The organism is Psychroflexus planctonicus (assembly GCF_014640195.1).
Classification (GTDB): Bacteria; Bacteroidota; Bacteroidia; order Flavobacteriales; family Flavobacteriaceae; genus Psychroflexus; species Psychroflexus planctonicus.
In genome coordinates this window covers 210118-232303 of record NZ_BMGM01000002.1, presented here as the reverse complement: position 1 = coordinate 232303, position 22186 = coordinate 210118, and the positions used below count along the sequence as shown (strand labels likewise).

The window sequence follows — 22186 nt, the reverse complement described above, 5'->3', positions numbered from 1 at the left end:
GGTTTTAAAAAATTAAATTAAATGTAAATTGATAATATCTTCCCGGCATAGGGCGGTTTTCAACTCCTTGAAATTCAGAATCCCAAATATTAAAAACACGCATTCCTACATCGATTTCTGGCGAATTGGCAAACAATTGATAGCGCAAACCAAGATGGTGTAAGCCATAATCTTGTACAATTGCATTCGGTTGGTTGTTCGATCGAGTGAACACTTCTCCCACACAAATAAATTGCGTATCGGCAGACCATTTTTTGTAATGATAAGCTAAAGATGAAGTAGCCTTATGAAACGGCACATACCGCAATTGAAACCCGGTGTCCCTGTTTTCTGAAACCGTGTACGCATAATTGGCATTCCATTGCAATTGATGCGAATTCCATTTTTTGGAATAATTGGCTTCAAATTCTGCTCCGTATGTGCGTACTTTATCGGTGTTTTCGGGTTGCCATATTCCATTTTCATTGGGAATCCAACGAATCATGTCATCGATGTGATTGTAAAATCCAGTCGCTGAAATTTGAAATTGATTCCGTTCAAAATGATGTCCCCATTCTACTTGGTAAGCACTTTCTGGCAATAAGTTGGTAGTTCCGCTGCTTCCCCAAAACAAATCGTTAAAGGTGGGAATTCGGAAGTTTCTCGATGTGTGCAACTTCATACTGTAGTATTTTGAAAACCGATAATCACTTCCCAAACTATATAAAATCGGACTGTTGTATAAATTGGAAATTTCCTGCCGAAGACTGGCTTCAACAATCCATTTTGAATTGACTCTACGTTTGGCCAACAAGGCAAAAGCAGCTACATCTCGCCGGTCTTCCAGCAAATCATCTCCACTTGCTTTGGCCGTATTGGCATCGATTAAAACAGAAAATACCCAAGCTTTATTTTCAAATTGAAGGTTGTATTGGTTAAGAAAGGTTTCCGCTACATTAGCCGTAAATTCATTTTCCTGACTGATGTTTTGTATGTACTTAAAATCTTCATTCAAATAACCTACCTTCCAAGTAGAACGCCAGTTTTCGTGTTCGTATTCCCATTCTAACAAACTCCGTAAATCCTGATTTTTATAAGCCGATTTGGTATCGCTAGGGCGAATAACAGATAAATTTCGATCGCCTAAAAACAACCAAGAATAGAATTTTAGTTGGTGCTTTTCATTGATTTGATGAGCGATATCCAAACCTATCGCATTGTTATTAAATTTCCCATTGATATTGTTTCGATTGCTGTTATGAATCGGAAAATCATTGTCGGATGAATTGTGCTGAAACCCAAAATTGAAACTCCATTGCTCGGTAGCATGTTGCAATTGGTAACGGGAATCAAGCGTATTGAAGCTTCCGTAGTTGGTTTGAAAGAAGTGTTTGGTTTGTTTGTTAAACTTCAATTTGCTTTCTAAATGGATGCTACCGCCAATGGCAGAAGTTCCATAAATCACGCTTCCACCACCCGGCTGAATATTGATTTGCTGCATTGTTGGATTCAACATGGTATTGAAATCGGCTTGCCCATTGAACTGCGAGTTGATGTTGATGCCGTTCCAAACTACCGCGGTTTGTTGTGCCGTTGTCCCACGAAAAGCAGGCGAAGACACCATTCCATACCCGTTTTGGTTGAAATAAATTCCTGTATTAAAATTGAGTAAATCCGTTAAGTTAACTGGATTTTGTTGCAATACAGAATCCTTCAACTTGAGCATTTTTTGCCCCGTTGAAAAATCAGATAGCAGTTTGTTGGTAACGACAACTTCATCCAGTCTTTGAATTGAATCCAAATGAATTTGTGCAAAAGTTGCAGCACACCAACACAACGCCAATAGCGTAATGCAGAAATAGTTCTGTTTCATAACCAACTCGATCCTTATCCCGAGAATCTTCGTTTTAAAATTTAGAATAAGGCAGGTCTCCTGACTTGCGTCTTTGTTTTAACCTTCCCATCAGCCGAAGGCGAACAGTGGTATATTGAAGTGAGAAAAACAAAGCGTACACCTAAGGCGCACTAAGCTTACAGTTGCGGGAACAGCTTCCGATTTCAACGGAATTCCCTTTTAATGAAAACGCTCGTAAAAGTCGTTTTCAACCAAATTCAAGGCAAATATAGAATTATTTTTGAAACATTTGTTAAAAAATACTATTGAAGCTAAGCGCGGACTCCTGTAAGATTTTTGTATTTTTGATAAATGAAATGGAATGAGCTTAAAAAGAAAACTTGGTTTAGAATAATTAGTAATAAGTACTTTTTAGTTTCACTCGTTTTTGTTATTTGGATGCTTTTTTTAGACACGAATTCGTGGTTGATCCAGCGTGAATTAAATCAAGAAAAAGAAGAATTACTGGACAACAGAGCTTATTATTTAAAGGAAATTGAAGAAGACAGTCGCACTTTAGAACGCTTAAATGATTCCATTGAAATTGAAAAATTTGCTCGTGAAAACTACTTTATGAAGCGACCCAACGAAGAAATTTTTATCATAGAATATCAAGATAGTTTAAAACAACATCAGCATGAATAAATCCCTTTTTAGCGAATTTGAAGAAGTATCTGCAAAGGCATGGAAACAACAAATTCAAGTAGAATTAAAAGGCGCCGATTTTAATGAAAAATTAGTTACCCATACCGAAAATAGCATTGATATAAAACCTTTTTATCATTCTGAAGATGTAGAAGAATTTTCTTCAGTAGCTTCATCTGAATGGAAAATATGCCAAGGTTTTTTATTCGATGAAAAAACGGAAATCAACAATATAATAGACGCTGTAAACCGTGGAGCTGAACAGGTTTTGCTTAGAGTTGCCTCAACTTCTACTCCATTACATTCAATTATTACAGCTTTAAACGAAAAAGAAGTCAAACCCATTATCGAATTTAAAAAAGTTCATTTTTCGGAATTACAAAAGCTAATTTCAGATTTTACAGGGAAAGCCGTTTTTGTTATTGACCCACTTGCAAAATTGGGAAAAACAGGCAATTGGTATGCTAATCAAAAAACCGATTTTCAATTTTTGAAAGAAATTTCAGCTCAGGAAAACTACAACATTACGCTTCAGTTGAAGCATTATCAACAAGCTGGCGCAACCCACGTTCAGCAGTTGGCTTATGCTATGGCGCATCTCAACGAATATTTGAATGTAGCTGATAATCAAAGTTATCTTCAACAAATCAAATCCCTGCATTTACAGGTTGCTATTGGAGGAAATTACTTTTTCGAAATTGCTAAGCTAAGAGCCTTACGCATTTTAATGTTTAGTTTGTTGAGCGAATACCAATTGGAAATTCCTATTAAAATTACCGCAGAGCCAAGTCAACGCAACAAAACTCTATACGATTATAATGTGAACATGTTACGCACCACAACAGAATGTATGAGTGCAATTTTAGGTGGAGCTGATGTGGTTTGTAACTTAAATTACGATACCATTTACCAAAATGAAAATGAATTTGCTGATCGAATTAGCAGAAATCAATTATTGATTCTCAAAAATGAAAGTTACTTCGATAAGGTTCAAAATCCAGCAGATGGCAGTTATTATATTGAAAAAATTAAACAGCAATTGCAAGAGCAAGCACTTGAAATTTTCAAGGATTTAGAACAAGGCGGTGGATTAATTCAACAGCTTTTTGAAGGAAAAATTCAAAAGAAAATCAAAGAGCAAGATGCCAAAGAGCGAGAAGAAATTTCTGCAGGAAAGAAAAAATTAGTCGGCACTAACGCCTATGAAAACAAAGATGAAAGACTCAACTTAGCATTTGAAAAAAATCCTTTCTTAGAAAAACAACCTAGAAAAACCTTAATCGAACCCATTTTAGAATGCCGAGTTGCCGAAGATGTTGAAAAAGAGCGGATGACTAAAACACAGCAAGATTAAGTAAAAAGTAATTTTTAAAGTAGTTACAAAGCACAATACCATGGCAAGAAGAGATATAAGTCAACTTAAAATACAAACACCTAAAGCCAACAAAAATGCAGATTCCAAAGCATTTCCAACGGCGGAGAAGATAAAGCTTCAACCTTTTTACCATTATGAAGATGTAAAAGAATTAGAGCATTTGAATTTTGTTGCAGGAAAGCCACCTTATCTTCGTGGTCCTTATTCTACCATGTATGTAACCCGACCGTGGACCATTCGCCAATATGCAGGATTTTCAACAGCAGAAGAAAGCAACGCGTTTTACCGCAGAAACTTGGCTGCGGGACAAAAAGGATTGTCTGTAGCTTTCGATTTACCCACGCATCGTGGTTACGATTCTGACCACGAACGCGTAGAAGGCGATGTTGGAAAAGCCGGTGTGGCCATCGATTCAGTAGAAGATATGAAAGTTTTATTCGATCAAATTCCGTTGGATAAAATGTCGGTTTCTATGACTATGAACGGAGCCGTTTTACCCATTTTGGCTTTTTACATTGTAGCAGCAGAAGAAACAGGAGTGAAACCAGAATTGCTTTCAGGAACCATTCAAAATGACATTTTGAAGGAGTTTATGGTAAGAAACACCTACATCTATCCGCCAACTCCTTCCATGAAAATCATTTCTGATATTTTTGAATTTACGTCTAAAAACATGCCTAAATTTAATAGCATCAGTATTTCGGGCTACCATATGCAAGAAGCTGGAGCCACCGCAGATATTGAGTTGGCGTATACTTTGGCAGATGGTTTGGAGTACATCAAAAAAGGAATGGAAGCCGGTATGGATATCGACACCTTCGCACCGAGATTGTCTTTTTTCTGGGGAATTGGGATGAATCACTTTATGGAAATTGCCAAAATGCGTGCCGCCCGAATGCTTTGGGCGAAGTTGGTCAAGCAATTTAATCCCAAAAATCCAAAATCACTTTCTTTACGTACACACTGCCAGACCAGTGGTTATAGTTTAACTGAACAAGACCCGTTTAACAACGTGGCCAGAACTTGTATTGAAGCAGCAGCGGCGGCTTTTGGTGGTACGCAATCTTTACACACCAACGCTCTAGATGAAGCCATTGCTTTACCCACAGACTTTTCAGCAAGAATTGCTAGAAATACGCAATTGTATTTACAAGATGAAACCTATATCACCAAAACTGTAGATCCGTGGGCTGGAAGCTATTATGTTGAAAAATTGACCCAAGAAATCGCTGAAAAGGCTTGGGAACATTTGCAGGAAGTAGAAGAATTAGGCGGAATGACCAAAGCCATTGAAGAAGGCATCCCGAAACTGAGAATAGAACAAGCTGCCGCCAAAAAACAAGCTAGAATTGATAGTGAAATGGACACTATTGTTGGCGTGAACAAATACCGATTACAACAAGAAGACCCGATTGTTACTTTAGAAGTCGATAACCAAACGGTTAGAAAACAACAATTGGAAAAATTGGATAAAATAAAAGCAAGTCGCAATACCGAAAAGGTGCAAGCTAAACTGAAGGCTTTAACCGAATCGGCTAAAACAGGTAAGGAAAATTTATTAGCACTTGCTGTTGAAGCAGCCCGAGAGCGAGCCACTTTAGGTGAAATTAGCCAAGCTTTAGAAGAAGTTTTTGGAAGACACAAAGCAAAAATACAATCCTTTAGTGGAGTTTACAGTAACGAAATGAAAGCAGACCAATCCTTTATAAAAGCCAAAGAATTAGCCGATAAATTCGCTGAATTGGAAGGCAGAAGACCACGAATCATGATTGCTAAAATGGGACAAGACGGACACGACCGTGGTGCAAAAGTAGTAGCTACCGGATATGCCGATGTAGGATTTGACGTAGATATCGGACCCTTGTTTCAAACACCAAAGGAAGCCGCCAAACAAGCGGTGGAAAATGACGTACATATTTTAGGCGTTTCATCTTTAGCAGCAGGCCATAAAACCTTAGTTCCGCAAGTAATTGAAGAGTTGAGAAAACTAGGAAGAGAAGACATCATGGTCATCGTTGGCGGTGTAATTCCTTCAGCAGATTATGAATTTTTATTCAATGCCGGAGCGGTTGCCGTTTTCGGTCCAGGCACCAAAGTTAGTCAAGCCGCAATTGAGTTGTTGGATATTTTGATTGATGAGTAAAAGGATGGTTTTTAGAAGTGAGAAATGAGAAGTGAGAGATGAGAAGTGAGAAATTAGAAAATACATTTCTTACTAATAGTTTTAATTTACACGCCAACACTCTTAAACTTCAATACATACAAACCTTCCTGCTTTAGCTCTTATCGAGTATTTCTTGATATTGTAAAATAAACACAAAGCCCATATCTAAATTGATTTGTGTCATTACATTTGCAATCCATTTCAATATAAACATTTGTTTAAGAAGGCATACATAATCACGTTTTGGACAGCCATTATTTTGCTGTCTTCTTGCCATACCCGAAAAGGCTTGGATGCCTTTTTTGAAATTCCTTTTCAAAAAACACTCAACGTTTCAAAAGCCAATGTACAGCAAAATTCATGTGCAGAATTGGAGTGGAATCAAATTACTGAATATGATGAATCTAATCTTGATGCTAAGCATTTTGATGATGATACAAGCCTAAGCCATTTGACAAAATTTGAGAATCTACAATTTTTCAAATGCTATACATCTTTTTCAATTCCAATAGAAAAGGATTCTCCTTCATCCAAACTTCCTTTGTACTTGCTTTATCAGCATTTTAAAGTAAATTTAGTTTAAACGCCATTACCTGCCTGCTTACTCCTTGCCAGGCAGGTTCACTAATATTCATAATTCTTTTGTTCTTGGCGGTTAACCCCGATTTAGAAAAACTCAAATTTGAGATACGAAAATTCTAGTTTTTCTTAGTCGCTACAAGACGCAAATGCTTTTTGAATGAATATTACGGGTTAAAAATTCACTTTCTTATTTTTTTCATGTTTTCAATTACCCTAGTTGAAAACCCAAATTTTTATTTTCTATTTTAAACTATTTCAAATGAATTCAGATATCAATAAACAAAATTCAAGCTACAGTTTAGCTGGACTTTTTACATTATCATTGCGCCTTGTGGCAGGTTGGACGTACTTTTCAGCCTTATGGCGAAGAGTGGTTTTAACCAACAAGCTCGATCCAGAATTGCCGGGATACATCGGCGAAAAATTCAATCATTTTCTTCCAAATGCTTTAGGCATCGGACCGCTTATTGAGTACATGTTGGAAAATCCAGATGTACTCTATTTCAATATGGTTTCCTTCACCATTATTGAAGGTGTCGTAGGTTTGTTTTTCATGTTCGGATTTTTTACGCGATTAAGTAGCATTGGTGTTATTGGACTTGCACTTGGTATTTTGCTGGGTGCAGGTTGGATTGGCACTACGTGTCTAGACGAATGGCAAATTGGTGTACTTGGAATTGCTGCTGGTTTTACCATCTTTTTCTCTGGTGGTGGGCATTTTTCACTTGACCATTATTTAGCGAATAAAAAAGGCTGGTTTTCTAGTAAAAAAGCTGCCTTTTTAACTTCAGGAACACTTCCTTTTACGGATGCTAAGTTGAAGCAAATTAGCATTGTAGGTGCTATCGGTATTTTAGGTTTGACCTTATTCACTAACCAAGTTTTTCATGGTGGTTTATGGGGCGATTTGCACAACAAATCAGTGAGCCCAAAATTAGAAATCAGCAATGTAATATTAAAAAACCAAAAGTTAAGCTTTCAAGTTTATCGAGTAGAAGGTGTAGATGTTTACGGCTCTTTTTTAATTAAAATGGAAGTTTTAAATCAACGAAAAGAAGCCATCTTTAGCTTAGATGCTGATGACTTGGCAAATTTTAATTCATCTAAAATTGAAAACAAGTACATCGCAAAAGTGAAACCTGGAAAACACGCTTTGATAATTCCTTTGGGTGCAAAAGCTAATTTGAATCTTGAATTAAGTCCAATTCAAAAGGAAAAAGCTAAATTTCTAAAACTTACAGATGTAAGCGGTAAATCGTGGATAGCTAAGGTGCAGTAAGATTTCATTTATAAATCTTAAAAATAAAAAAATCGGAGATCACAAGATCTCCGATTTTTTTGTTTAAACTTTTGAAAATTTCATTTATTCTTCGCCTAACATTGCAAAAAACTTATCTAAGTTGGGCATAATCACGATTTGTGTTCTTCGGTTTTTAGCCATATTTTCCTTGGTATCGTTGGCAACAACCGGGTCGAAGCTGGCTCTTCCTGCAACGATTAATTGTTCAGAAGGTACACCAAATTTACTTTCTAAACGTCTAACTATGGCAGCGCTTCTTCTTGCGCTCAAATCCCAATTGTCGATGATATAACTATCTTTTTTAATGGTTCTACTATCCGTGTGGCCTTCCACTAAAATATCTAAGGAAGGTTCAGATTTGGCAACTTCAGCAATTTTAGAAAGGATATCGTCTGCATTACTTCCTACTCTAAAGCTACTATCGCCAAATAAAAGATTATCATCTATATTGATGCGCACCATGGTTTCTTCTATAGAAACATTTAGGTCTTCTGCATCACCACCCATATTTTTAGAAATATTATGTGAAATAGCAATGTTTAGCGAATCTTTCAAAGTTTTGGCTTCTGCTAATTTTGCAGCGGGTACTTCTTTTAAGGTTTTTCGCATGGCCTTTTTATTTTTTTCAGAAAGCACCATGTTTTCGTTGGGTACACTGACCATCATACCGTCTTTTTCGGTCTGTAACGAAGCAATTTTAGAATTGTAGCGTTCAACACGCATTTCAATTTGGTTCATTTGCTGTTCCAATTTTTCCTTTTCCGTACGGGTTTGCATCAATTCAGACCTAGTGTCATCTAAATTGCTTTCCAATTCGGTATATTTCTTTTTTGAAACACAACCGAAGAGTATACTTACAGCGCCAATAGCTAACATTATTTTTTGTATTCTCATAATTATAATTTTTTAATATTCGTAAATAACGTGATTTTGTTGTGAAATGGGATGGGTATTGACATAGTATTATGTTTATAAACAAACTAATTTAGATTGAATTATGAAAATTCATCTGAAAAAACTAAGACTATAACAATATGTGAATGAAATTCAATCGGAAACTGAAGCATTCTTTTGAACCTAACGATTTCATAACCATAATAAAATTATTGATTTAGGTTCTTAGCCAATACTTTTAATGTTTTGATTCATAATGTTTTATATGTTTATTTGTTGTAAGATCATAAATCTTTGCGTTCATTGCGTCACTGCGGTGAAAATAAATAACCGCAAACCTGCCTGACCGGCCGGCAGGGGCGCCAAGTTCGCAGAGGAAATGAATACTAATATTAAGCAAGGGCCTAAGTCAATAAAATTAAAATGAACAAGTTTAAATATGCCATAAAACAGCTTCCATAAAACTGAAATTTCCTATTTTTATAAAAATTTGAAACTATGAGTTATACCGATAAAATGTTGCGCGATGACGCATTAAAAGGAAAAACAATAATTGTAACTGGAGGCGGAAGCGGACTAGGAAAATCCATGACCAAGTATTTTATGGAATTGGGTGCCAATGCCGTAATTACTTCCCGAAACTTAGAAAAACTCCAAAAAGCTGCTGATGAATTAGAACAGGAAACAGGCAGTAAATGTTTGGCATTGCAATGCGATGTTAGGCATTATGACCAAGTTGAAAGCATGCTCGAAAAAGCACACGAAACTTACGGTGAAATTGATGTGTTGCTAAACAACGCGGCAGGTAATTTTATTTCTCCCACAGAACGCTTATCTGCTAATGCATTCGATACCATCATTGATATTGTTTTAAAAGGAAGTAAAAATTGCACTTTGGCTTTAGGAAAATATTGGATAGACAAAAAACAAACCAACAAAACCGTTTTAAACATTGTTACTACCTATGCTTGGACGGGTTCAGCTTATGTGGTTCCGAGTGCGACCGCAAAAGCTGGAGTTTTAGCTATGACGCGTTCCTTGGCTGTGGAATGGGCAAAATATGGTATCCGATTCAACGCAATTGCTCCTGGACCATTTCCAACCAAAGGCGCTTGGGATCGATTATTGCCAGGCGATTTAAAAGATAAATTTGATTTGGCTAAAAAAGTACCATTAAAACGTGTCGGTGAACACCAAGAATTAGCCAATTTAGCTGCTTATTTGGTTTCGGATTTTTCGCATTACTTAAACGGAGAAGTAGTAACCATCGATGGTGGCGAATGGTTAAAAGGCGCGGGACAATTTAATTTATTAGATCAAATTCCTGAAGAAATGTGGGATATGCTCGAAGCCATGATCAAACAGAAAAAGCAGTCTTAAGTTTGATTTAGACTTTAGACGGCTTCGTTTGTAGTAGTTGGTTTTTATATATTTATGGTTATTCACATTTACTGAATAAAAATTGTGACCACGAAGTTTCCAGTTTAACTCGTAGTCTTATCTGATAAAAACACAAAGCAAGTTCTAAGCGATATTTCCATGTACAACAAACAATAAGATTCCGCATCTCGCTTCAACTCGTGTGGAATGACAGGTTTGTAAGGTGTTTCAGCTTGAAGGTTGAAGTGAGTAATAGAAGATGAGATGTCTCACTTCATTCGACATGACAACCAGTTTGTTTTTTGTCATTTCGATCCCGAATGTTTGAAGAGAGAAATCCGATTGAAGTAATCAAGTAAAACTTTTCTTTGAAAATTAAAGCGAGAAAAACAACATCATTTTTTATCAAAGCAACAATAAGTGTTGATAATTCGAGTTTTTTAATGGGAGAATAAATTGTACTTTTACAAACTGAATTTTATACATATTCATGGGAAAAATTATTGCAATTGCCAACCAAAAAGGTGGCGTTGGAAAAACAACCACGGCTGTCAACTTATCGGCTGCTCTAGGTGTGTTGGAGAAAAAAGTACTTTTGATAGATGCCGACCCGCAGGCCAATGCTACTTCAGGTTTGGGTATTGATGTAGAAAAAGTAGAAATTGGTACTTACCAAATTCTTGAACACAGCAATAAAGCAGAAGAAGCCATTTTAGAAACGGACTCTCCTAACCTTTCCATTTTACCTGCACACATCGATTTGGTGGCCATTGAACTGGAATTGGTAAACCAAGAACGCCGGGAATACATGCTGAAAGAAGCTTTAGAAAACATAAAAGACAACTACGATTACATTATAATAGATTGCGCACCTTCTTTGGGATTATTAACTCTCAATGCGTTAACGGCCGCTAATTCGGTTATTATTCCTATACAATGCGAATATTTTGCTTTAGAAGGTTTGGGTAAATTATTGAATACTATTAAAAGCATACAAAAATTACACAATCCTGAATTGGATTTTGAAGGTTTGTTACTCACCATGTTCGATTCGCGTTTACGCTTGTCTAACCAAGTAGTTGAAGAAGTAGAAAATCATTTTGAAGACATGGTATTTAAAACGGTAATTCAACGGAACGTTCGTTTAAGTGAAGCGCCGAGTTATGGAGAAAGTATTATTAAATATGATGCCAGTAGCCGAGGCGCTAATAATTATTTAAGTTTGGCTGAAGAAATTATAAAGAAAAACGCATAATGGCAAAAGCCTCTAAGAAAAAAGCTTTGGGTCGTGGTCTATCGGCTTTGTTGAAAGATCCAGAAAACGATATCCAATCGGCTAACGATAAAAATGCTGACAAAGTGGTTGGCAATATTGTAGAGTTGGACTTAGAAAGTATAGAAGTTAATCCGCACCAACCGCGAACTAGTTTTAATGAAGATGCCTTGACCGAATTGGCTTCATCAATAAAAGAATTGGGTGTAATACAACCCATAACCGTTCGGAAATTAGGATTTAACCAATTTCAATTGGTTTCTGGTGAGCGTCGTTATCGAGCTTCAAAAATGGTGGGTTTACCCAGTATTCCAGCTTATATTAGAATAGCAAACGATCAGGAGTCTTTAGAAATGGCTTTGGTTGAAAACATTCAACGCCAAGACTTAGACCCGATAGAAATTGCGCTTTCATATCAGCGTTTAATTGAAGAAGTAGATTTAACGCAAGAAGAAATGAGCGACCGAATTGGTAAAAACCGTTCAACTATTGCCAATTATTTGCGTTTATTGAAATTAGACCCAATTATACAAACCGGAATGCGCGATGGTTTTTTGAGTATGGGTCATGGTAGAGCGCTTATTGCTTTAAGTGAAACAGACGAACAACTAGAAGTTTATGAGCGCATTATAAAAGATAAACTTTCGGTAAGAGAAACCGAGCGATTAGTAAAATCGCTTACCACCCAACAAAAACCTACTACCAGTCCTAAGTTAGATGAAGCTAAGCAAAAAGCTGTAAAGGAAATTTCGAATTACTTTGGAGCAAAAGTAGATGTAAAGTTGAATAAAAAAGGAAATGGAAAATTGATTATTCCGTTTTCTTCAGAAGAAGATTTTAAGCGCATTAAAAAATTAATCAATGAATCTAAAGACGCTTAGCATTTTCATTTTAGCTGTTTTGTTTTTTGGGCTTCACATAAGTTTTGCTCAAATTGATAGCATCCCTAAAAAGGAAGGTATCAGTATGAAAATAGAACAAACCGGTGTGGAAAAAGAACGTGATTTCGGACTTGATTTATACGATCCGCTAGGTCCATCTAAAGCTGCATTTTTTTCAGCTGTAATTCCTGGTTTAGGGCAAGCTTACAATCGTAAATATTGGAAAATTCCCTTGGTTTACGCGGCATTAGGAACCACTTTGTATTTCTATATAGATAACAACAATCAATATCAGGCTTATAGAGATGCCTTTAAACAACGTTTAACGGGTCAAGAAGATGAATTTTTTGGTATTTTAACTGATCAAAATTTAATCGATGCTCAAAAGTTATTTAGAAAAAACAGAGATTTATCTTTACTATTTGTCATTGGTGCTTACATCTTAAATATTGTAGATGCCAATGTAGATGCACATTTACAGCAGTTTAACGTCAGTGAAAATCTATCTTTAAAACCACAAGCAGAACAAGACTTTCTAACAGGTAATTTAAGTTATGGCTTGTCTGTAAATTTTAAATTTAATTAAAATGAAAATTGCCTTACTCGGATACGGTAAAATGGGAAAAACCATTGAGAAAATTGCGTTAGAACGGCAGCATGAAATTGTTCTAAAACAAAGCTCCACTCCTATTGATAAAGATGCTCTACAAGAAGCTGATGTGGCTATTGATTTTAGTATTCCTGAAGCGGCTTTTACCAATATTACTACTTGCTTTCAATTGGGAGTTCCCGTTATCTCAGGTACAACAGGATGGTTGGATCAATATGAAAAAGCTTGTGAAATTGCCCAAAAAGAAAATGGAAAATTTATCTATGCTTCTAATTTTAGCTTAGGAGTTAATTTATTTTTTCAACTGAATGCACATTTAGCTGAGTTAATGGCTAATTTTAGCGATTATAAAATTAACCTTGAAGAAATTCACCATACCGAAAAAAAAGATGCACCTAGCGGAACAGCTATAACATTAGCTGAAGGAATTATTGATAAAAATGAAAATTATTCTGCTTGGAAATATCCAGCTAACAAAGCAAATAATAGCGAATTACCAATTGAAGCTAAACGTATTGAAGACGTGAAAGGAACACATAAAATAGCCTATAGCAGTACAATTGACGATATAGAAATTAAACACACCGCACATACACGGGATGGTTTTGCTCTAGGAGCGGTAATTGCAGCGGAGTGGCTTCAGAAAAAAACAAAAACAGGAATTTATAGCATGAAGGACGTATTGCATGCATTTACAGCTCAATAAATAAAATAATTATGACATTTACACAACTAATAATCTTCATACTTGTTGTTCAAGTTATTCATTTTTTAGGCACTTGGAAACTTTATAAAAGAGCTGGTAGAAGTGCTTGGCAAGCAGCAATTCCAATATATAATGCAATAGTTTTAATGCGGATTATTCAACGGCCTACTTGGTGGACTATTTTGCTATTTATCCCTATTATTAATCTCATTATGTTTCCTGTAATCTGGGTAGAAACAGCCAGAAGTTTTAAAAAAGATTCTGCTTTAGATACTTGGCTTTGTATCCTAACTTTAGGTTTATATCTGTATTATATCAATTACTTTACAACTGAAGAATACCAAGGAAAACGGGAGCTAAATGCGAAAACAAAAGGAGGAGAAACTCTAAGTTCTATTTTGTTTGCTGTAGTTGCCGCAACAATTGTGCATACTTACGTAATGCAGCCTTTTACCATACCAACACCATCTTTAGAAAAATCCTTGTTAGTAGGAGATTTCTTATTTGTGAGTAAGTTTCATTATGGTGCAAAAACTCCGCAAACTCCTTTAGCGCTTCCAATGGTGCATGATAGTATTCCGTTGGTAGGAGTAAAATCTTATGTAAGCGATGTCCAACTTCCTTATTTTAGATTTCCTGGTTTTCAAGAAATTCAACGAAATGATATTGTTGTTTTTAATTGGCCGGTAGATACGGTTAGAAAGTTTTTTGATACTTCTGGAAAACACTATTATAAACCAATTGATAAAAAATCGAATTATGTGAAAAGAGCTGTTGCCATTGCGGGCGATTCTGTTGCCGTAAAAGATGGTTATGTTCATGTAAATGGAGAGAAAATTGATTTACCTGAACGTGCAAGACCCCAATTTTCCTATATGGTACAAGGAAAAGGAAAAGGTTTTAATCCTGATTTCTTGAGATCTCGGTATGACATTACAGATGGAATTAGCTATTTTGATAAAGATCTAGATCAGTATTACATAAAAGCCATGACGGAAGAAAGCATGGAAAGTTTCAAAAATCACCCAAATGTTGAGCGAGCTAAACGATTAATTTCACCTACCGATTATCTGGATAAAAAGATTTTTCCCAACAACCAAAAATATACTTGGAATGGGGATCAAATGGGTTCAATTTATGTTCCAGAAAAAGGAGCGACAGTTGAATTAAATGCAGAAAGTTTTGGCTTTTACCAAAGAACTATTGAAGTCTATGAAGGCGAAGAAATGGGCGTGCAACAAAAAATGTCACTGAAAGACGACCAAGTTTACATCAATGATGAGCCTGTAGATTCATATACGTTTAAACAAAATTATTACTGGATGATGGGAGACAATCGCCATAATTCTGAAGATAGCAGATATTGGGGTTTTGTACCCGAAACACACATTGTAGGAAAACCCGTTTTTATTTGGTTAAGTATAGATCCACATGCTAGCGGATTAAATAAAATTAGATGGGATAGAATGTTTACTACCGTTAGCGGCGAAGGTGAACGTACTTCTTACTTGCCCTACTTTTTAATTTTAGTATTGTTAGGCATTGGTTACAGAACATTTAAAAAACGAAAAAACAATTCCTAAATGATGCAGGAAGCCCTTATTCAACCTTTGTATTTTGGACCAATAGATCTTTTTGTGCCCTTGGCTAAATCGACATCTTTGCGTTTTGAAATCAATGACAATTACCAAAAACAAAGTTACCGAACACGGCAATATATTTATGGAGCAAACGGGAAGTTATTATTGAATATTCCCATAAAACACCGTGGTGATGGAAAGCATCAATTGTTGAAAGATGTAAAAATTGAAAACGATTTTAAATGGCAAATCTTGCATTGGAAGTCTTTAGAATCAGCCTACCGAACTTCGCCTTATTTTGAATTTTTTGAAGATGACTTCCATCCTATTTATCATCAGAAATTTGAATATTTAATCGATTTTACCCAAGCTGCTTGGAACGTACTACTAGAAAGTTTAGGCTTAGAACTACCAATAGAACACACTTCTACTTTTCAGGAAGATTATGCTGAAAGTAAAGATGTAAAAGATTTTCGGTATTTAGCCAAAGCCAAACGTAAACCAAGTCAAGAATTAGATTCTTATGTTCAAGTTTTTGAAAGTAAAAAAGGTTATTTGAATAATTTAAGCATTTTAGACTTGCTCTTTAACGAAGGAACAAACGCACTTACCTATCTAGAAAAACACTAATCTTCGTTGTTAAGGAAGCTTAAATTCGAGCATTATCGGATAATGATCTGATAGTTGAACTTCGTAATTTTTAAAATCTAAAACTTCTATATCTTGATCTACTAAAGCATGATCAATACGAATTGGAATAAAATCGAAATCGAAGGTTTTCCCAAAGCCTCTGCCCTTTTCCTTAAAAGCATCTTTAAGATTGTTTCCTTTTAATTTTCGATATACATAAGAAAAAGCCGTATTGTTATAATCGCCAATAATGATATTTTTATAAGGAGAATTTTCAATATATGGCTGAATCAAATCAATTTGTTCAGCTTGTTTTTTGAAAGATTGCCCTACTCGATTTACCAATTTCTTTCGGTCTTCGTTTTGTAATTCCTTTACGTCAGGTTGAATTTTTAAAGACTCCAAGTGAATATTAAAAATCCGAATCGTATCTTTTGGTAACTGTACATCGACAAAATGAGCCCCATTTCCTGTTTTAGGAAACACTATGTTTTGTTTGTTTATAATGGGATATTTAGAGTAAAATACCGTGCTGGTGTTTTGGTTTTCTCTTTTAAAGAAAACAAAATGATATGGGAAATCCACATCGATATTAAAATCTGTATCTGACCTAAAATCCTGAAAAGCAATTAAATCTGGACTTTCTTCTTCAATAAAGTCTTCAATTTCTTGAACCACATCTGTATCAGGAATCCATTGATGCAAATTGAAATGCCTTACATTATAACTCATGAGTTTGATTCCTTCCGCTTCATCATTTTGCTTGTCTGAAAAAACATATAAAGAAGTAATGTGGGATAAACCTACAAGTAAAATAATACCCGATAATAAAAATTGCTTTTTCAGCTTGAGCATCCAATACAGCAGAAAGATTAAATTTAGCAGGATTAAAATAGGAATCCCAAAATTTAAAATGGATATAAAAGGAAGATATTTTGGAGATATGTAGGGAAGCAAGTAAGAAATTAAAAGTAAAAAGGCTGAAATAACATTCAAAAAGTAGATGAAACGATCAAAAAAATGAAGTTTTTTCTTTGCCATGATTACATGTCTTTACCCGCATCAAATAGGAAATCTTTTTCTTCTTTTGAAAGACTTTCGTAACCACTTTTGCTAATTTTATCTAAAATTTGATCTACGCGTTTTTGCTTCTCCGTTTTGGAAACATTTGTTTTAGCAGCTTTCTTTTTAGCTGATTTATGAACGGTTTTCATATTTCGTTTTGAACGTGCTGAAGCATCAAACAAAGATTGAAAATAGTGCATAGTTGAAGCCACAAAGCTTCCTAAATCGTTTCTTTCATCCAATTGTTTAGAATAGTAGTAACCGATAAAAGCACCACCTAAATGCGCTAAATGTCCGCCAGGGTTTCCAAAAGGAATTCGGATAAAATCTAGTATAACAAATACAACAGCAATATGCCACAACTTTACATTCCCAAATAAAAATAAACGAACTCCGTAATTGGGCACTTTAGTAGCAACACCTATTAAAATAGCCATGACTGCAGCAGAAGCTCCAAGTAGTTTACTGCTTCCCAATTGACTAAAAACAGGAAATAAATTGAAACTCAACATGAAAATTAAAGCGCCAAAAATAGCACCTAACACATAAAAGTTAATCATTCGCTGTGGCGAGTAAAATTGAAGAAAAATTCTACCAGAGAAATAAAGAACAATCATGTTAAATAAAATGTGAATAAAGCCATTGTGCAAAAAAGCATACGTAATAATACTCCAAGGTTGGACTATATATGCAAATGGATCTGCTGGAAAAATAAGCCATTCAACAAAATAATTAGCTTGTGCTTCAAAAAAGAAACCGATAGTTTGAAAAGCAAATGTCAATACAAATAAAAGCAGGTTTAAGCCAATTAATCGTTCTACAACGGTTGAAGTTGCATATTTATATCGAAAATTTTGTTGCCAGTCGCTCATAAGTTAGTTCCATCTGTTTTGATTAAACGAATTTTTTTTCCAATACCACATTATAAAAAATCCAACAACTGCTCCACCAATATGTGCCCAATGCGCCACATTAGATGGCCCTAAAATACTAGAGTCGGTAATAGCAGAATACAAATCGATTAAAAAATAACCACCGATTAAATATTTGGCTTTAATTGGAATAGGCACAAAAATAAAATACAAGGGCATGTTTGGGTACATTAATGCAAAAGCAGCCAAAACACCAAAAATGGCTCCTGATGCACCTACCATTGGAACACTAAAATTTGAAATTAATGAATTTGCTGCTCCAATGTTTGAAGAATTGATGTAATTTGGGAAACGACCTGTTTCTATAGCGCTAGAAATCATCTCTGAAATTTGATTGCTGGATAAACCTGACTCTATTAAAGCATCGTAGTTTTCCCAATACCCTAAATAACTGAACAAAATCTGTAGCCCGGCTGCTCCCAAACCCGAAGAAATGTAAATAAAAATAAATTTAGATTGACCAATACTGCGTTCTAACACGCTACCAAAAATAAACAAAGCAAACATATTAAAGAAAATATGGGCTTCGTTACCATGCATAAACATGTGAGTGATGATTTGCCAAACCCCAAAATTTGGGTTTTCTGGAAACCACAAAGCAAAAAGTGTGAAAGCATAATCGCCTAAAGAAAGTGTACCCACAAAAAATATAATGTTGGCAATTAATAAGGTTTTTACAGTATCGGTTAAGCTTCCCATTTACAATAATTTGTTTTCTAAATCACTTTGTGCAAAATTGATAAAAATATTTTGGTTAGTTGGTGTTTTTGTAGGTTCCTTACAAGTAAATAATTGATTGATTAAATCTACTTGTTCCGTGGTATTTAAAAGCCTTCCCGACTTTATAGCCATATTTCTTGCAAGAGATTTGGCAAGAATATCGTTTTGTTCAAAATTATTCTTCGGAATTCCCATTTGCATATCGGCAATTAGCTGGTCCAACATGTTGCTGATATCACTTTCTTTAACATGACTAGGAATACCCGAAATAACAGCTTCATTGTTTTCCCATTTTTCAAATCCAAAACCAACTAAGATCAAGGCTTCTTGTACTTCACTTAAAATTTGAAAATCGGCTGAAGAAAATTCCATTTCTAATGGAAATAAGAGTTGCTGACTCGGTGCAGCGTCCATTGTGATGCTTTTCATTAACTCTTCATACAAAATTCGTGTATGCGCACGATGTTGGTCTATGACCAATAATTTAGATCGATATTCAGTAACTAAAAACTTAGCATTCATTTGAAAACAAGTTCGCTGTTCAGTGATGTTTTCGGTTGAAAACAAATTATTCTTAGCTTCCGTTTCAATGTGCATGAAATCTTCATCATTGTCATCTTCATCAGGCTGAATATCGGCATATAAACTTTCCCAAGATGAAGTGTTTTTGGAAGTTGAATGTTGATAATTGGAAACCGATTTAGGCTTCGAATCCGACTCAAAAGGATTGAAATTTCGATTTACTTCAATAGTTGGATTACTGATGGGTTTTTTGTGCTGATGATAAGAAGTATCAAATTCTGAATCCTTATTAAAATCGAGTGCTGGCGTAATTTGAAACTGTCCTAAACTATGTTTGATGGCACTTTTTAAAATGGCATAAATAGAATGCTCATCTTCAAATTTAATTTCTGTTTTGGTGGGGTGAATATTGATATCCACTGTTTTGGGATCTACATCTAAATACAAAAAATACGAAGGAATAGATTTGTCCCGAAGCAAACCTTCAAAAGCAGAACTTACTGCGTGATGCAAATACGAGCTCTTAATGAATCGGTTATTGACAAAAAAGAATTGTTCGCCACGTGTTTTTTTGGCATATTCGGGTTTTGCAATAAATCCTTTTAAGTGAATAAAATCCGTTTGTTCTTCAACAGGAACGAGCTTTTCGTTGGTTTTTGCTCCCATAATTCCAACTATGCGTTGTCTTGCTTTTGTAGCTGGCAGTTGAAATAATTCGTTTGCGTTGTGTACATAACTGAAACCTATGTTGGGATGCGCTAAAGCAACGCGTTGAAATTCATCTATAATATGTCGTTGTTCAACTGCATTCGATTTCAGAAAGTTTCGCCTTGCGGGAATATTGTAAAATAAATTTTTAACCGCTATAGAAGTTCCTTTTTTGGTAACGCATGGAGTTTGGCTTTTTACTTCGCTTCCTTCAATGCACAATTCGGTTCCTACTTCTGCGCTTTCTGTTTTGGTTTTCACTTGAACTTGTGCTACCGCAGCAATTGAAGCCAAAGCTTCTCCACGAAAACCTTTGGTATGTAAATCAAATAAATCTTCTGCCGATTTAATTTTGGATGTTGCGTGGCGTTCGAAAGCTAAACGCGCGTCTGTCATAGACATTCCAAGTCCGTTATCTACTACTTGCACTAGACTTTTACCTGCATCTTTTACCACTAAATTTACTTGAGTGGCACCCGCATCTACTGCATTTTCCAGCAACTCTTTTACAACAGAAGCTGGTCTTTGCACCACTTCTCCTGCAGCAATTTGGTTAGCAACATGATCAGGTAATAATTGAATTATATCACTCATTAATAAGGTTGACTAAAAATGGATAAATCGAAGTCGATGATGTATAAAAAGATAAAAATTAATATCGCTGCAATAAGCAAAACTCTTCCGTTGAACGAGCGATTGGCTCGTGTTCGGCTTTGTGCACGCGCTTCAGCCCAATGTGAACCAAAATCGTTTTTATTGGTGGTATCTTTATATTTTTGAAACTTAGATTCAAAATCATAAATATTACCTTCAGATTTTCCTTTATAATACCTAGGCGTATAGTTATAACGCTGATTTTTATTTAGTTTAAAGGAATTGAATTTTAGCATCAAAAATGATTTTAAACAAATTTAATCATTTCCAATCAAAAGAAGGAAATCACTAGAAAAATTAAGAAAACAAAAACGTAATCTCGGAATTAATCTTGGAAACCGTAAAATTTGGCATCTTTACGTAATTGAGCCATTTTAATAGCCGCAATTGCAGCTTCTGTTCCTTTGTTGCCATGTCTTCCGCCTGAACGATCTATGCTTTGTTGAATATGATTATCAGTGAGTACACAAAAAATAATAGGTGTATCTCCTTTCACATTCAAATCTATCACTCCTTGAGTTACACCTTGGCAAACAAAATCGAAATGTTTGGTTTCTCCTTGAATAACAACACCAACTACAATAATGGCATCAAGCATTTCAAAACTTTCGATCATTTTCTTTGCGCCATAAACCAATTCAAAACTACCGGGAACATTCCATCTTACAATGTTTTCTTTAATGGCTCCATTTTCAAGAAAGGCATCAAAAGCACCTTGAAATAAGTTTTGTGTTATTTTTGGATTCCACTCAGAAACAACAATGCCAAATTTAAAATCTTTGGCATTGGGTATTTCTTCTTTGTTGTATGTAGATAAATTTTTGTTAGCTGTTGCCATTCAAAAAAATTATAGAAGTCCTTGCGCTCTTCCTGTTAAAGCTTTAGCTCTTTTAGCTTCACTAGCATCTGGAAATTCTTGATTAATTCGCTCTAAATACGCTAAAGCTTTCTTAGGTTCGTTAATATCTAAAGCAGTTATAGCAGCTTTCATTAAAAATTTAGGCGTAGTAAAACTGTTGTTACTTAACTTGATAGCTTGCTCAAAGTAGCCTAAAGCTTCATCTGGTTGATTAATTTGTAAAAAAGCATCACCTATAGAAGCTTTTGCCATTGGTGCAATTACTTCATCATCTAAATCAAATTTGTCTAAATAATTAATTGCTTCTTGGTATTCTCCAATATTCAAGTACGAAATACCAGCGTAGTAATTGGCTAAAGCAGCTGTTTTGGTTCCGCTATAATTAGATGCAATATCAGCAAAACCTAATTTAGCATTTCCACCATTAATGGCTAATTTAAAAATTGAATCTTGTGCTTTGCCAGTAGAATTTATAGCATTGTCGAAAAACAATTGCGCTTGGTGCATTTCTTCTGAAGCTTCTTTTTCCTTAGGTTCTAAAATAAAATTCTGATAACCTAAATAACCTAAAACAGAAACCGCAATAATTGCAATTAAACCAATAATTATATTTTGGTTTTTACTAACAAATTCTTCGGTCTTCGAAGCTTTTTCATCTAACGTATCAAATACTTCTGCAGTAGTTGACTCTTCGTGAATTTGTTCTTCCTGTTCTTTTTTATTTTTAGGCTTGTAGCCACGTTTTTTGTATGATGCCATAATGCTATTTAATTCAATTGGCAAAAATATAATTTTAATTGAATATTCAACTTTAAGCACTTGTTTTTTTATTC

Annotated in this window: 21 protein-coding genes and 1 riboswitch; of the genes, 12 read left to right on the top strand and 9 right to left on the bottom strand. The window is 35.2% G+C overall.

Annotated features, from left to right (window positions below):
- Nucleotides 1–4: 4 nt before the first annotated feature.
- Nucleotides 5–1852, bottom strand: coding sequence for a TonB-dependent receptor plug domain-containing protein (locus tag IEV72_RS03160; protein WP_188457635.1), 1848 nt, complete (start codon nt 1850–1852; stop codon nt 5–7).
- A gap of 33 nt (nt 1853–1885) precedes the next feature.
- Nucleotides 1886–2105: riboswitch (cobalamin riboswitch) on the bottom strand.
- Between the two features lie 80 nt (nt 2106–2185).
- Between IEV72_RS03160 and IEV72_RS03155 the strand changes: the two genes are divergently transcribed.
- From IEV72_RS03155 to IEV72_RS03135, 5 genes are all read left to right on the top strand, one after another.
- On the top strand, nt 2186–2518 hold the full coding sequence (locus IEV72_RS03155; protein WP_188457634.1) for an FtsB family cell division protein: 333 nt from the start codon (nt 2186–2188) through the stop codon (nt 2516–2518).
- Entirely contained in the window at nt 2511–3872 is a 1362-nt protein-coding gene (locus IEV72_RS03150) for a methylmalonyl-CoA mutase family protein (protein ID WP_188457633.1), read from the top strand. Before IEV72_RS03155 ends, IEV72_RS03150 begins: the two co-directional genes overlap by 8 nt.
- 40 nt (nt 3873–3912) lie before the next feature.
- Nucleotides 3913–6036, top strand: coding sequence for a methylmalonyl-CoA mutase (gene scpA / locus IEV72_RS03145; RefSeq protein WP_188457632.1), 2124 nt, complete (start codon nt 3913–3915; stop codon nt 6034–6036).
- A 235-nt stretch (nt 6037–6271) separates the two neighbouring features.
- Nucleotides 6272–6640, top strand: a complete 369-nt coding sequence (locus IEV72_RS03140) for a hypothetical protein (protein ID WP_188457631.1) — start codon at nt 6272–6274, stop codon at nt 6638–6640.
- 258 nt (nt 6641–6898) lie between these two features.
- A complete protein-coding gene (locus IEV72_RS03135; protein WP_188457630.1) occupies nt 6899–7918 on the top strand; it encodes a TQO small subunit DoxD in 1020 nt (339 codons plus the stop codon).
- An 84-nt stretch (nt 7919–8002) separates the two neighbouring features.
- On the opposite strand, the gene IEV72_RS03130 is transcribed toward IEV72_RS03135, so the two are convergent.
- A complete protein-coding gene (locus IEV72_RS03130) occupies nt 8003–8833 on the bottom strand; it encodes an OmpA/MotB family protein (RefSeq protein ID WP_188457629.1) in 831 nt (276 codons plus the stop codon).
- A 498-nt stretch (nt 8834–9331) separates the two neighbouring features.
- On the opposite strand from IEV72_RS03130, the gene IEV72_RS03125 reads away from it, so the two are divergent.
- The 7 genes from IEV72_RS03125 (at nt 9332) to IEV72_RS03095 (ending at nt 15893) form a co-directional block, all read left to right on the top strand.
- Nucleotides 9332–10213, top strand: a complete 882-nt coding sequence (locus IEV72_RS03125; RefSeq protein WP_188457628.1) for an SDR family oxidoreductase — start codon at nt 9332–9334, stop codon at nt 10211–10213.
- Nucleotides 10214–10703: 490 nt separating this feature from the next.
- Nucleotides 10704–11468: a ParA family protein gene (locus IEV72_RS03120; protein ID WP_188457627.1), complete on the top strand. Its 765-nt coding sequence runs from the start codon at nt 10704–10706 to the stop codon at nt 11466–11468.
- Entirely contained in the window at nt 11468–12367 is a 900-nt protein-coding gene (locus IEV72_RS03115; RefSeq protein WP_188457626.1) for a ParB/RepB/Spo0J family partition protein, read from the top strand. Before IEV72_RS03120 ends, IEV72_RS03115 begins: the two co-directional genes overlap by 1 nt.
- Entirely contained in the window at nt 12348–12953 is a 606-nt protein-coding gene (locus IEV72_RS03110; protein WP_188457625.1) for a DUF5683 domain-containing protein, read from the top strand. Before IEV72_RS03115 ends, IEV72_RS03110 begins: the two co-directional genes overlap by 20 nt.
- Before the next feature lies 1 nt (nt 12954).
- The gene (gene dapB / locus IEV72_RS03105) at nt 12955–13683 is read left to right on the top strand and encodes a 4-hydroxy-tetrahydrodipicolinate reductase (protein WP_188457624.1); all 729 of its coding nucleotides are present in this window, start codon (nt 12955–12957) and stop codon (nt 13681–13683) included.
- A gap of 11 nt (nt 13684–13694) precedes the next feature.
- Nucleotides 13695–15266, top strand: a complete 1572-nt coding sequence (lepB, locus tag IEV72_RS03100) for a signal peptidase I (RefSeq protein ID WP_188457623.1) — start codon at nt 13695–13697, stop codon at nt 15264–15266.
- A complete protein-coding gene (locus tag IEV72_RS03095; protein WP_308420152.1) occupies nt 15267–15893 on the top strand; it encodes a WbqC family protein in 627 nt (208 codons plus the stop codon).
- A gap of 9 nt (nt 15894–15902) precedes the next feature.
- On the opposite strand, the gene IEV72_RS03090 is transcribed toward IEV72_RS03095, so the two are convergent.
- The 7 genes from IEV72_RS03090 to IEV72_RS03060 all read right to left on the bottom strand — a co-directional run bounded on the left by IEV72_RS03090 (nt 15903) and on the right by IEV72_RS03060 (nt 22112).
- Nucleotides 15903–16934: an endonuclease/exonuclease/phosphatase family protein gene (locus tag IEV72_RS03090; protein WP_188457622.1), complete on the bottom strand. Its 1032-nt coding sequence runs from the start codon at nt 16932–16934 to the stop codon at nt 15903–15905.
- A gap of 2 nt (nt 16935–16936) precedes the next feature.
- A complete protein-coding gene (locus IEV72_RS03085; protein WP_188457621.1) occupies nt 16937–17830 on the bottom strand; it encodes a rhomboid family intramembrane serine protease in 894 nt (297 codons plus the stop codon).
- Nucleotides 17831–17833: 3 nt separating this feature from the next.
- Nucleotides 17834–18589, bottom strand: a complete 756-nt coding sequence (locus tag IEV72_RS03080; RefSeq protein ID WP_188457620.1) for a rhomboid family intramembrane serine protease — start codon at nt 18587–18589, stop codon at nt 17834–17836.
- On the bottom strand, nt 18590–20434 hold the full coding sequence (gene mutL, locus IEV72_RS03075; RefSeq protein ID WP_188457619.1) for a DNA mismatch repair endonuclease MutL: 1845 nt from the start codon (nt 20432–20434) through the stop codon (nt 18590–18592).
- On the bottom strand, nt 20434–20730 hold the full coding sequence (locus IEV72_RS03070) for a hypothetical protein (protein ID WP_188457618.1): 297 nt from the start codon (nt 20728–20730) through the stop codon (nt 20434–20436). The genes mutL and IEV72_RS03070 overlap by 1 nt, the downstream gene beginning before the upstream one ends.
- An 89-nt stretch (nt 20731–20819) precedes the next feature.
- Nucleotides 20820–21332 carry a 6,7-dimethyl-8-ribityllumazine synthase gene (ribH, locus tag IEV72_RS03065; protein ID WP_188457617.1) on the bottom strand — a complete coding sequence of 171 codons (513 nt, stop codon included), beginning with the start codon at nt 21330–21332 and terminating at the stop codon, nt 20820–20822.
- A 9-nt stretch (nt 21333–21341) separates the two neighbouring features.
- Nucleotides 21342–22112: a tetratricopeptide repeat protein gene (locus tag IEV72_RS03060; RefSeq protein WP_188457616.1), complete on the bottom strand. Its 771-nt coding sequence runs from the start codon at nt 22110–22112 to the stop codon at nt 21342–21344.
- Between the last annotated feature and the right edge of the window lie 74 nt (nt 22113–22186).